The organism is Vibrio sp. R11-SG3-ISO9 (genome assembly GCF_059834255.1).
Genome location: NZ_JCBDGU010000015.1, coordinates 1 through 12971 on the forward strand (window position 1 = coordinate 1; position 12971 = coordinate 12971).

The window sequence follows — 12971 nt, forward strand, 5'->3', positions numbered from 1 at the left end:
GATTTGAACTGTACTTCTAAAGTACCCACGAAATGATTAATGATATGCAATTAATAACATTTATAAATTTACGAGCGTTATATAACTTTCTTAGTGTTAATTCAACTCCAACCACTAACAAATTGATATGTAAGTACATTTACCCAATATCAATCGGTTTAACTTTAGAACTAGAATAGCTGAACAAACATCAGTGCAACGATAAACCCAAACGTAAAGCTCGATGGATGGAATGGACGTTTCTTAGATATGACGTACTCTCGTGTACGTTCTTCTTGGTAGGTTTTGACCGCTAGGGCTTTGATATAATCATTCTGCATAACATTCTCTCCTTGTATGTTTAAAGAGAGAACAAGACCTCAAGTTAACTTGAGGTCAATAGCTATCATAAAGAAAATTGCATGTTTGCTCGTGCTCTTCAAGCAAAGTGCTTTTCCCAACTTGGTGGTGTGCCGATGATCTCTTGAACAATCTCAATAAAAGCCAAAACAAGCGGCGACTGCTTTCGATGAGTGTACATTGCGTAGATATCACCAAAAGATGGGATTTCGCGTTCTGGCAACAGTTGTACTAAGCCTTGCTCAGCTAACCCTTCACTCAGCATAAACTGGCCTATTTGAGCAAACCCAAGTGAAGCTTTTACACTTTCAACAATCAACTCGGGTTCATTCACTCGATAGTTACCTTTCAGTGCATAAGTTTCAAGCTCTCCGGTGTTATCCTCCGGATAGAACTGCACCTTGTCTAGCACAAAGCCACCATGGGAATACATAATACTTGGTAACATAGTTAGCTCTTCAGGACAGCGCGGCATTCCATGTTTAGCAATAAACGCTTCTGAGGCAACTATCGCTGTTTTGTTTTCAGCAAGCTTCTTAGCAATCATCGATGAATCTCTCATTGGGCCAATACGGAAAACAATATCAAACCCCTCGCCCACCAAATCAACACGACTATCATCTAATATCAATTCAATCGACGCTCTTGGGTAACGAGTGAGAAACTCCTCAACCGCTTTTTGTAAAAACCGACGGCCAAACAGTGTGGTACTCGAGATGCGAAGGTTACCAATAGGTTCTTTATAGAAACACGCCGCTATCTTTTCCGTCTCTTCAAGCAATTCACTCACTTTCACTGCTTGTTCTACGATCTGTTTTCCTACATGAGTCAACGAAAGTGAACGTGTTGTTCGATTGATCAACCTAACACCTAAGTGCTCTTCTAGTTGTTTAACCTGCTTTGATAAAACAGAACGATCAACGTTGAGCCTATCTGCCGCTTTGGCAAAAGAGCCAGCTTTAGAGACTTCAAGAAGCAGTTCTAATCGTGTTGCTAAATCCATTATTTTGTCCAATTTCGACACTTTGTACACGATGTTACCGCACATGAAGCATCACTTGAATTTATAAAATTATTAGGCAAAGCCTAATACAGTAATAAGTACTATGTGGCTAATCTTCAAGCCCAAGTCGTGAGACGATTGGTCAAGTTTTATGCATTGCAACGAAAACGTTGAATACGCAAGGAGGGTTGAATGCAGTCTACTAAACCCAAACAAGACCAGAAAAAAGAACGCCAGCAAGCCAAATTAGAACGAGACAAACAGAAAAACCTCAATAGAGTCAGCGAGCTAGCGCAGCAAACGATCAATGATATGCTTTACCGAGAAAGGTAGCCCCTTTATTCAACGGCCAACAGATATCAAAAGCAAAGCCCCTTACGACAAACGTTAGGGGCTTTTTGTTTAAGGTTTGATTTTCGTTTCAACTAGGCTCGTGCTTAGCTGCTCTTTCTATTCACCAACATGTAAAACACTGGCGTGAGTAATAACCCAAATACGGTTACGCCTAGCATGCCATAGAACACTGCGGTTCCCATCGCTTGACGCATTTCTGCACCAGCACCGGTTGCAAGCATCAATGGAATAACGCCCGCTGTGAAAGCAATAGAAGTCATTAAGATTGGACGTAAACGCAATCGGCACGCCTCTAAAATCGCATCTAGTGGACTTTGTCCCTGATCTTTAAGTTCTTTTGCGAACTCAACCATTAAGATCGCGTTCTTACTTGCCAATGCCACCAATACAATCAAGGCGATTTGAGTGAAGATGTTGTTGTCTCCCCCTACATACCAAACCCCAGCTAACGCCGATAAGATAGTCATTGGGACAATCAAAATGATTGAGAATGGTAGCGTTAAGCTCTCATACTGAGATGCCAGAACCATAAATACCAGTAGCACAACCAATGGGAAAATATAGACCATGGTATTTCCCGCAATGATCTGCTGGTACGTCACCTCTGTCCATTCATAGACCATACCTTCCGATAGAGTTTGCGCCAGAACTTCTTCAATCGCACTTTGGGCCTGATCAGAGCTGTAACCAAATGCTGGGCTACCGTTGAGCTCTGCGCTAGGGTATCCGTTGTAATGCATCACTCGATCAGGACCAATCGATGGGACGACTTCCAGTACAGCTCCTAACGGCACCATGTCACCACGAGCGTTTCTCACTTCATATTTCAAAATCTGGCTCGGGTCGACCCTAAAATTCGCGTCCGCTTGCGCGTTAACCTGGTAAGTACGACCAAACATATTGAAATCATTGACATATAAAGAACCAAGGTACACCTGCAAAGCATCAAACACTTGCTCAAGTGGAATGCCTTGCAACATAGCCTGCTCACGATCAATGTTGATCTCCATTTGCGGAACTTGAATCCTGAAGGTTGAGTACAAGCCCATAAGTTCAGGGCGAGCACGTGCTTCCATAATCACTTGGTTCAGTTGATTGAACAGCTCTTCGAATCCTTTATTTGAACGGTCCTCGATTTGCAGTTTAAATCCACCCGTAGAGCCCAATCCCTGAATTGGTGGTGGTGGGAAGATCCCAACAAACGCCTCATCGATGACAGAAAAACGCTTATTTAGCTCAGCAACAATACCATTCGCGTAAAGCTCTGGCGTTGTACGCTTATCAAACGACTCCAAAGTAACAAAAACAATACCGCTGTTAGGGCTGTTAGTGAAACCGTTCACTGAAAGCCCAGGGAAAGAGATCGTCTGAGCCACCCCAGGTGTTTCGAGCGCCATTTGTTCCATTTCACGAATGACTGCATCTGTTCTGTCTAAGCTCGCCGCATCAGGCAACTGAGCAATCGCAACTAAGTATTGCTTATCTTGTTGCGGAATGAAGCCTCCCGGCACAGCATTAAACAAGGCTGCAGTGCTACCGAGTAAACCAAAGTAGATCACAACAACAATCGCGCTCATTCGAATCAGTTTTTTAACTAAGTTCTGATATTGATTTGAACTTGCATCAAACAGTCTATTGAACGGCGCGAACAGAAAACGGCCAAAGATTGCATCCAATACACGCGTCAACCAATCTGGTTTGGCCCCTTTCTCTTTAAGCAGAAGTGCAGAAAGCGCAGGTGACAACGTCAGAGAGTTAAACGCTGAGATGATGGTCGAAATCGTGATCGTCAGTGCGAACTGTTTGTAAAACTGGCCAGACAAACCTGTAATAAACGTCGTTGGTACAAATACAGCGCATAGAACCAAAGCGATCGCAATAATCGGACCCGTTACTTCGGACATGGCTTGCTTTGTTGCGTCCAATGGGGAAAGACCGTTATGAATATTACGCTCAACGTTCTCAACCACTACAATAGCATCATCGACAACGATACCGATCGCAAGCACTAAGCCAAACAGAGACAAGGTATTGATAGAGACGACTAACCACTGCATAACGGCAAATGTTCCGACCAAAGATACTGGTACCGCAATAATCGGTATGATCGATGCTCGCCATGTTTGCAGGAACAGTATCACCACGATCACAACAAGAACGATCGCTTCCAACAACGTATGAATTACCGCATCAATAGACTCTCGTACAAAAACGGTCGGGTCATACGCGATCTCATAAGAGACACCCTGTGGAAAATTCTCAGACAGACGAGCCATAACAGAGCGAACATCGTCAGAAAGCTGAATCGCATTAGAACCCGGTCGCTGGAAAATCGGCATCGCGACTGCTGGCTTGCCATTTAACATCGCTCTCAACGCGTAGGTATTCTGGCCTAACTCGACCTCTGCGACATCGCGAAGACGCGTTATCCCGCCGTTTTCACCAACGCTGACAACAATATCGCGAAACTCATCAAGGTCTGCCAAACGACCTTTTACATTCAAAAGAATCTGAAACTGATTATCGATACTTGCAGGTTGCGCCCCCAACGAACCGGCTGCAACTTGCTGGTTTTGTGCTCGTACAGCATTGACCACGTCCATTGCGGTTAGGTTGCGAGACGCAAGCTCATCCGGGTTCAACCAAAGACGCATCGAGTACTCACCGCCACCGAAGAGCTGAACGTCACCCACCCCACCTAGTCTTGCCACTTCATCTTTGATGTAGAGGTTTGTGTAGTTGGACAAGTAACTTATCTCTCTGCTCTCATCTGGAGAATAGATATGAACGACCATGGTTAAATCAGGTGAGGCTTTCTCTGCAATAACACCCAGACGTTGAACTGCTTGCGGTAGACGCGGAAGCGCACTGTTGACGCGGTTTTGTACTTGTACTTGAGCCTTATCCAAGTCAGTCCCGAGCGCAAAAGTCACCGTTAGCGTCATGCGGCCGTCACTCGTTGCTTGAGAAAACATGTACAGCATGTTCTCAGTCCCTGTGATCTCTTGCTCTAGAGGTGTAGCAACGGTTTCGGCAATCACTTTCGGGTTAGCACCTGGATAGTTGGCAGTTACTACCACAGTTGGAGGAACTACCTCTGGGTACTCACTAACCGGCAATTGAAACAGAGAGATACTACCAGCAATAAGAATGAGTAGAGAAAGCATGGATGCGAAAATGGGTCTCTGAATAAAGAAGTGTGCAAATTTCATACTTCTCGACTCCTATTGACCTTGAACCGAAGAGGCATTTTGCCCTTGCGTTTCTAGCTTCGCCAATGTCAATGGCGTACTTGAAAGGTCAAGATTCACAGGGCGTGGAGTAATTTCAGTGTTTGGCCCAACCTTTGCGGGACCATTTACCGCGATGTAATCACTGCTCTCTAAGCCATTAATAACCGCTCGATACTTACCGTAACGCTCGCCCAACTCGATAGGTCGGTACTCCAAGACATTCGCCTCATTCATAGTGAGAACAAAACGATTTTCTAGGTCTGTACCTATTGCACGCTCTGGAACCAATAAAACATCTTGCTCATCACTGGTTGTGATTTGCACTCGGCCGAATGAACCCACTAACAGAGGATGTTTGTTCGAATCGAAAACAGCGCGCACCGTTAATGTCCCTGTATTAACATCAATGGCGTTATCAACGAAATCAACTCGACCAGTTACCGATTTATTTGCCTGTCCAGAAAGAGTAAGACGAGCTGGTAATGCAGACTCTACGGTCGTTTCAGAAAAGTATCGGTTCCAAGTACGCTCATCCACATTAAAGTACGCATACACCTCTCCATTAGAAACAATGTCCGTAAGAACACTTTGGTTGGCATTAACGTTATTGCCTTCAGTGATAAATGCATGAGAAATAGTGCCACTGATAGGCGCATAGATACGCGTGAAATCTAAGTCTAATTGAGCTGATTTCAATTGAGCCACAATCGCTGATAACTCCGCAGCACGTTGCTTCACCGCTGTCGAACGCGTTTCAGCCTGCTCTGCAGATATGGCTTTACGTTTAATCAGCTCATCCGCACGCTTACGTTCGCTCTTTGCTTGGGAAAGCGCAGCTAATGCACTCGCCTGCTCAGCTTTGAGCTGTTCAACACGAGCGGCAAAAGGGCGAGCATCGAGTGTCACTAACAGATCGCCTTTTTCTACTCGTTGACCATCCTGAAACTCAATCGTCTCGATCATTCCCGACACTCGTGGCATCAAAGCCACCTCTTTCGGCGCTTCTAAGCGTGTGGTGTAAGTGAACCACTGCTGCACGGGCTCTTGCGCCACTTGCGCAATATCGAGCTCAGGAAGAACTTTTAGCGGTGCTAAGGTCTGAGCCTCTTCATCACTGCATCCATTAAGCACTGCTAACAACACGCTAGCAGCAATCATCTTTTTATACATAAATAACCTCACCTATTTGCGGCGGCTATTCTAAGAAGATGCGGTGATGCGGAAAAATCCCCAATTCAGACATTTAGTAATGCCCAATTTGCACGATTGAGATACCGGCTCAATCGCTCGGCCACGGTCTAACGGCTTCAATGCCCTTTTCAGCCTATTCACCAGCAAGCTATTACCGTTATTGTATTTTCATCTACAAAATAACCATTACGTCTAACTAGGGGGGCATTTGTGTACTCCTTGCACACTTTCAAGGTCTATCGGCAAAGTTATCGAATAAGCCCAGCATTGGTGCATAAAACACACTAGTGAAGTGCCAATAAAACCATAATTTTTGCGAATAGGTTTTGTAAAATGCGTTCTCCATCACATCTAATTACAAAAATATGACTAGGAGTGTGAGCATGGACTTAGCGACTCAACTGGAATTACTGCTCGACGTATCTGAACACGGCACCTTTGCAAAGGCGGCCGATAGGAACCACATTGACCGTTCCGCACTGTCTAAACAGATAAAAAAACTAGAGGACAGCCTAGGGTTAAGACTACTCAACCGCTCTACCCGATCGCTATCACTCACCAATGCTGGCGAAGAGATGGTCCAACAGGCGAAAAAAGTACGTGAGCTGCTGACTGAGACCAAAAAGCTAGCAGACACTTTTCACGCTGAGCCCCGTGGTCATTTGAAGATCTCAAGCTCGTCGTTTTTTGGCCGTACATACCTTAAAAAGGCCGTCAAAAGCTTCATGCACAAGTACCCCCACATTACTGTCGAAGTTTTACTGTCTGATCACAAAGTTGACGTGATCAGTGAAGGTTACGACGTTGTATTCCGCATCGGTCCGATTCGCGAATCCAATATGATTGTCCGCAAGCTAGCGACCAATAAGCTGGCCATCATTGCTTCAGAAGATTTCTTAGCAAGACACGGCAATCCACAAACCCCAGAAGAATTGATAAAGCTACCAGCGGTCGTGTATTCAAGTGAATCTTTCCTATCAGACAAGATCAGAATTGTCGATGACGAGCAACCAGGTGAAATCAAAACATTCAACATGAATGCTAAATATAAGGTAAACGAAACTGATCTGATCATGGACGCGGTAAAGGACGGCCTTGGTTATGCAGTTATTGGACAATTCATGCTACAGGAAGACATAGAAATACAAGGGCTTGTACAACTTCTGCCTGAGTACCAACTATCAACTCACAGCGATATCTTCGCTATGTACTCACATCGCAATCAACAACCTTTGGCAAAACTGTTTATCGACTCAATACAGAGTGAAATTGGTACAACGCCAATTTGGGAAACCTACTTATAACAAGACTCTCGTTTACTCTATCGTTCTACCACTTTCTGGATTTACGCAATGCAATACATCAGCCCAATTTATGACGAGCGACGCAGCGACCGCGTCTTTGATACATTCATTATTTTACATAGCTTCTTACTCACACTAGTCGTTGCTTACATTAGTATTCACTTTGACTCTCACACCAAAGAGAGCTCTGTACTTGAGATCAGCCAAGTTGCTATCCTATTAGGTACCTCGCTAATTAGTTACATTAAAGCCCAAGAAAGTCGTACCTTTTCATCGATATTGAAAATTCATGCTCTGCTCATGCTACTACTTGTGTCGAGAGAACTTGACCAAGTATTTGAGCTGTTCCTATTTCATGGCTTTTGGAAGGTTCCCGCTGGTGCCATAGTGGCAACAATTGCCTATCAAATGTTCTCTCACCGAAAAAGCGTAATTGTTGCAGCGAAACGATTTACAGCAACCGATAGTTTCCTTGTTTGGATAATCGGTGTTTTTATGTTCCTTATATTTTCTCGAATTGCTGGCTATAAAGGGTTCTGGATGGAGTTTCTAGGGGATGGCTACAACAGAGATATAAAAACACTGGTTGAAGAAGGACTGGAATTCTTCGGTTATTCTTTTCTTCTCTCTAGCATCATATTACTGAGAGAAAAAATATAATCACATCTATTGTAGCAAAACACTTTTCGTTTGTTGTAACCGAACACATATCACTTTGTATAATTGTTCGAAAAATAACAAAATAGAATAGTTTATTCCAAATACTTGTGCTTATTATTTACCATAGTGAATTGATAATTACTCACTTTTAAATAATCCATGTGTATAGATAATTACTTCGACTTCAAACACAATGTAGTGGTAATTAAAAATATGGATAAGAAAATCATTTCGCTGGCGATTGGTGCCGCAATCTTTGGCTCTGCAGTTAATGCAGCACAAGTTTACTCTGATTCAGAAACTGAACTGAATATTCACGGCAGAGCTCAAGGTGCTTACTACTTTTCTAGCGATAAAAACATCGACGGAGACCAAAGCTACATCCGTGTTGGCCTAGACGGTAAATCTCAAATCAATGATGACCTATACGCATTCGGTTTGTACGAACTGCAATTCAAATCTAACAGCGATGCGAATAACGATGACGAGTTCGACGTACGTAAAGGTTACGTAGGTGTGGGCTCTGAATTCTGGGCTGTAAGCTACGGTCGCCAATTTGGTGCAGTAACACTAGTGTCTGATTACACAGATATTTTCCCAGAGTTTGGTAACGAAGCTGCAGGCGTAAGTGCTGATGTATTCGGTACCGGCCGTTCAGATTCTGTATTCAAGGCAACGGGTTCTTACGATGCTCTTAACGTACACGTAAGCTACCAAGGCGAAAACGATCAAGTTTCAACTGATGCCTCTTCATACGGCATTGCAGCAGACTACGCACTGCCATTCGGCGTAAAAGTGGCACTGGGCTACAACGAAGGTGAAGGCGCTGCAGCTGGTGCGGATTCTGAGCTTGTAACGGCAGCAGTTTCATACACTTATGAAGATCTGTACGCTGCAGTGCTGTTCAGCGATGGCGAGAACTGGGAAAAAGACGGTACAGATAACGGTATTGATTACGAAGGTATTGAAGCAGTCGTTACTTACCAGGTAACTGAAGAGCTTAACGCTCTTATCGGTTACAACAACCTAGAGAAAGACGGCGTAGAGACAGTTGATTACTACTCGCTAGGTGGTGAATACAACCTAACTCCTAACTTCAAAACACTTGCTGAATACAAGATCACTGACGTAGATGGTGAAGATGATGTTTTAGCATTGGCACTTCGCTACTCGTTCTAATATAAAGCCGCTAGTCAAAAGCCCACTTATTGTGGGCTTTTTTATATTTAAAGACAGTTTCATGCAATTATTACCACAATGTATGGCTATTTATTATCGAGACAAACCACTGTATTTAAACTATTATCTTCTTCGTTGACTTTCCCCACTGCCTTTGAAAGTTACTTATTAACTCCGAAAGATTCGAGCAGCAATTTATTGCTGCTCTTTTTTTATCCATTAAATTCCTATTACCGCCAATCTTATACCTCCCATATAGAGAGTAAATAAATATTACGGTTGTAACGAGCGTATACCTGTAGCTTTATTATCACAATGCGGTCTCGCCATACCATCGCTTATATAAGATCTATAAAGTACATCAAGGCGCCCCTTCTACGTTCAAAACTCAGCCATATTTGGGGCAAAAAATGGAAAACCAAGTTTTTATTCGTGTATTTTTGGCATCAGTGAAAAGAACAATGTGATATTTATCACACTTATGTTTTGCATAATAATGGCGTTGTACCGAGGCAAAGCGCCTCAAGAAAACAGATTATTTGAGGATTACATTATGAAACGCATTATTACTCTTGCAGCAACTCTAGCATTCACTTCTGCTTCTTTCGCTTCATCTTCTTGGGTTCAAATTGAGCGTGAAGCCGACCTAAACGTGGGTGTTTTTGCAACTCAAGAACAAGCGCAAAGTGCTGCTGAAGAGTTTGCTTCTTCATTAAACACGATGAGCAACCAAGAACTTAAAGCAACATTACCAACAAATTTCCATCACATGGTGCGTAACGTACGTTTAGGCGATTCAAATGTACTAGTTGAACAAATCGAAAGTGGTGAATATCAAGCAAGCCTACACCAAGACTACGCTTTCACTGCGTTTGAACGTGACTAACCCAGAAACAAAAAGCGCCAGTTTAAAAGTAAACTGACGCCATCGTTTCTATAACATTGCCCTGTTATCGAAGATGCCCTAACCGGCTTCTTCGATGACAGAACCTAAAAATCACAACCAATACTAGCAGTACGTGGTCCTACGAAGCATTACTACTCCTTGGGGTTAAAACGATATGTTTTGCTATTCCAATTAGACCAAATGCCAATATCGTAGCCATAGGAAAGAGTCACATTCATTACATCCTTATCGATAGATTCTGGATAACTAAAAACCACTTCCTGAGCAATTGCTTGAGCTATAGACTCATTGAGAACATCGTCTTCTACCAGAGTTACGCTCACATCTACGTAAGTTGTAGTTCTAGAGCCTGTTTCTGAAGAACTGAAATGACGTGTCCCAGACGCAACGTAAGATGATGAAACAACATCAAAGTCATTCAAAATCTCTTGCGTAACAGTTAAACGATCCACAGTCTCCTCTTCTGACAAAAATGCAGGAACCACTGTCAATAACGATGCTAACGTAACAATAATGATTAAGTGTCCTTTCCACACTTTCGTCGGGGCTACGGCGGGTGCACTATTTAGATTAACTACAAATGACCCAACGATGACGTCATGCAAAGTCTGACGCGTCACTTTATTGAAGATATAAAGGTAAACTGTCCCAAAGAACACAGCTATTACCAGAAACGAGACAATCGTATCAGTAAAAGGCAGCATCATCTCACTACTGGCCGTTACACTCCCAAGATAGTAAGGAATTGAGAAAATACAGTATCTCGCTAATGATCTTGGAAAGCTCAGTGTTTTGTTGTTGGCATCAACAACCTTTATGTTGGTAGCATTCTTACCTAAGGTTTGTCCGCCCATTAACGAACTGTTAAAAATACTAAAGTAAGAGATAGATACAAGCGCGCCAACAGCCCAAGCAAGATCGCCGAGTTGAATGAAATGTTGTTCAAAAAAACTACTTAGGACGAACCCTACACCACCGAGGATTAACGAATCGATAATAAGTGCGAAGATTCGTATGCCAAAGTTGCAAACCCATGGTTTCCCGTCGATTATCCTGCTTTCTTGACTCATTTCCATTTTGTATAACTCAAGCCTGTTTTATAATTTCAAAGTTGCGATTACAACAACACCTCCCAGAAAGCGTCAATCTAAGTCTTTAAAATTAGTGACTTAAAGCAGAATTTATACTCTATTAAATAGTGTGTATTACTAAATATGTTGAAGGCTATTCGTGTTTTTATCCTTAGCCAGTATCCACCCACGCATAATATGTTGCGGGCCCGCAGCGCCTCCGAGATACAGCTCATCGGTCTTTTCAAAACCACCCTTTTCATAACAAGCAATCGCACCAGGGTTCTTCAGGTTTACGGTTAAATAGATAAACTCAAATGAGGAATACTGTTCTTTTAGATACGGAAACAGAGCTTTTACAGCACGTGTACCCAGCCCTTTACCTTGTTGATTCTTATCTAATGCGAACGCTCTTAATCCAAGACCTGACTCCGGGCAGAACTCGTAACTTTCGCCATAGGCAATATCTAACTTAAAAAATCCGACAACTTCATTATCTAGCTTAATAATATGTAGATGAGTCGTCTCACTACCATCTTGTAAGAATTCTTCTGCTGTGCCTGCAAACTTGACTTGTTCTGCAGCTAACTTGACCTTCTTTACCGACTCAATTTGAGCTTCAGTGAGTCGCTCGATAGTGACCATATATGTCTAATTCCTATGTCAATCGTGAATGTATGAGGTCTAATATCTGTTATTTCAGAACTGGACGGAAGAAGCTGCGTTCATAGCTGATGATGCAATCCGCCTTATCGGCAAAAGCAAATGCCTCAATACACTCAGGATCGTTTAAAGATTTGATTCGATAATCTTCGTAAGCCGTCAAACTCTCAAAAGTGAATAGCGCCAGCGCGATGTTGTTAGCGCCTTCAGAAGGCAAAAAGTAACCATTATGTTGACCACCAAACTTTTCCACCAGTGGTATCCACATCTTGGCATACTCTTCGAACTCTTTTACTTTCTTTGGATCTATCACATAGCGAACATAACAAGTGATCATACGCATTCAGTCCTTTCGTTGCGTTTATTGAATAGATCAGACTAACCCAAGTGGTATCAGAACTCTAATCCGAGTTAAAAATGTCGGCTCACTGTCGGCCGCATACTCCCCAACAGCATCAGCATCAGCATCAGCATCAGCATGACATCAGCAATAGTTTCCCCCTTTATGTGCCTATGAAATGCCTTGTTACACACACCATCAAAAATCCTCGAAATAAAACTCGAAACTAGTAGGTCTGCTTTGGGGAGTAATTCATAGCATTGCACCGTAAAGTGCATCAAAAGGAAAATCATGGAAAAGAAACTTCAAACGAAATTGGCTACTAGTTTACTGCTTCTGAGGATTGGCATTTTCATCGTATTTCTGTTTTGGGGACTGGATAAGATCCTTGTTCCTGAACACGCGGTAAAAGTGCTGTCTGGCTTTTACGGGATTGATATATCCATGGGCATGATGATGGCTCTGGGTGTCGCACAACTCGCATTTCTAGGGGCGTTTCTCGCAGGTATGTGGAAGAAGTACACCTATGGTGCGATTTTAGTCCTTCATGCAGGTTCAACGTTCTCATCTTTTGGTAAGTATATGGATCCATTCAATAACTTACTGTTTTTCGCTTCATGGCCAATGCTCGCAGCTTGTATCGCCCTATTCTTACTTCGCGATTACGACACATTCAGTGTCTCTAAGTAACACAAAGGGCGTCATTACGACGCCCTCTCTCATTCATG

The 12971-nt window shown here is 42.9% G+C and carries 13 protein-coding genes; 6 read left to right on the top strand and 7 right to left on the bottom strand.

Going from position 1 to position 12971, the window contains the following annotated elements; genetic code table 11:
* Positions 1-170: 170 nt before the first annotated feature.
* Positions 171-320, bottom strand: a complete 150-nt coding sequence (locus AC6R05_RS05255; protein ID WP_172974297.1) for a hypothetical protein — start codon at positions 318-320, stop codon at positions 171-173.
* Positions 321-418: 98 nt separating this feature from the next.
* Entirely contained in the window at positions 419-1342 is a 924-nt protein-coding gene (locus AC6R05_RS05260; protein ID WP_500646760.1) for a LysR family transcriptional regulator, read from the bottom strand.
* Positions 1343-1534: 192 nt separating this feature from the next.
* Here AC6R05_RS05260 and AC6R05_RS05265 point away from each other — a divergent pair, with 192 nt between their 5' ends.
* A complete protein-coding gene (locus tag AC6R05_RS05265) occupies positions 1535-1675 on the top strand; it encodes a hypothetical protein (protein ID WP_500646761.1) in 141 nt (46 codons plus the stop codon).
* A gap of 104 nt (positions 1676-1779) precedes the next feature.
* Here the strand turns inward: AC6R05_RS05265 and AC6R05_RS05270 are convergent, their stop codons facing one another.
* The gene (locus tag AC6R05_RS05270; protein WP_500646762.1) at positions 1780-4908 is read right to left on the bottom strand and encodes an efflux RND transporter permease subunit; all 3129 of its coding nucleotides are present in this window, start codon (positions 4906-4908) and stop codon (positions 1780-1782) included.
* A gap of 12 nt (positions 4909-4920) precedes the next feature.
* Positions 4921-6099, bottom strand: a complete 1179-nt coding sequence (locus AC6R05_RS05275) for an efflux RND transporter periplasmic adaptor subunit (RefSeq protein ID WP_500646763.1) — start codon at positions 6097-6099, stop codon at positions 4921-4923.
* A gap of 404 nt (positions 6100-6503) precedes the next feature.
* Here AC6R05_RS05275 and AC6R05_RS05280 point away from each other — a divergent pair, with 404 nt between their 5' ends.
* From AC6R05_RS05280 to AC6R05_RS05295, 4 genes are all read left to right on the top strand, one after another.
* Positions 6504-7424: a LysR family transcriptional regulator gene (locus tag AC6R05_RS05280; RefSeq protein WP_500646764.1), complete on the top strand. Its 921-nt coding sequence runs from the start codon at positions 6504-6506 to the stop codon at positions 7422-7424.
* A 48-nt stretch (positions 7425-7472) separates the two neighbouring features.
* Positions 7473-8084, top strand: coding sequence for a hypothetical protein (locus tag AC6R05_RS05285; protein ID WP_500646765.1), 612 nt, complete (start codon positions 7473-7475; stop codon positions 8082-8084).
* 213 nt (positions 8085-8297) lie between these two features.
* Positions 8298-9263, top strand: a complete 966-nt coding sequence (locus tag AC6R05_RS05290) for a porin (RefSeq protein ID WP_500646766.1) — start codon at positions 8298-8300, stop codon at positions 9261-9263.
* 553 nt (positions 9264-9816) lie between these two features.
* Entirely contained in the window at positions 9817-10149 is a 333-nt protein-coding gene (locus tag AC6R05_RS05295) for a DUF3316 domain-containing protein (RefSeq protein ID WP_500646767.1), read from the top strand.
* 152 nt (positions 10150-10301) lie between these two features.
* Here the strand turns inward: AC6R05_RS05295 and AC6R05_RS05300 are convergent, their stop codons facing one another.
* From AC6R05_RS05300 to AC6R05_RS05310, 3 genes are all read right to left on the bottom strand, one after another.
* Entirely contained in the window at positions 10302-11246 is a 945-nt protein-coding gene (locus AC6R05_RS05300; RefSeq protein ID WP_500646768.1) for an RDD family protein, read from the bottom strand.
* 132 nt (positions 11247-11378) lie between these two features.
* Positions 11379-11885 carry a GNAT family N-acetyltransferase gene (locus AC6R05_RS05305; RefSeq protein WP_500646769.1) on the bottom strand — a complete coding sequence of 169 codons (507 nt, stop codon included), beginning with the start codon at positions 11883-11885 and terminating at the stop codon, positions 11379-11381.
* A gap of 49 nt (positions 11886-11934) precedes the next feature.
* A complete protein-coding gene (locus AC6R05_RS05310) occupies positions 11935-12240 on the bottom strand; it encodes an NIPSNAP family protein (protein WP_152470686.1) in 306 nt (101 codons plus the stop codon).
* A gap of 294 nt (positions 12241-12534) precedes the next feature.
* On the opposite strand from AC6R05_RS05310, the gene AC6R05_RS05315 reads away from it, so the two are divergent.
* Positions 12535-12933, top strand: a complete 399-nt coding sequence (locus AC6R05_RS05315; protein ID WP_500646770.1) for a hypothetical protein — start codon at positions 12535-12537, stop codon at positions 12931-12933.
* The last annotated feature ends 38 nt before the right edge of the window (positions 12934-12971 follow it).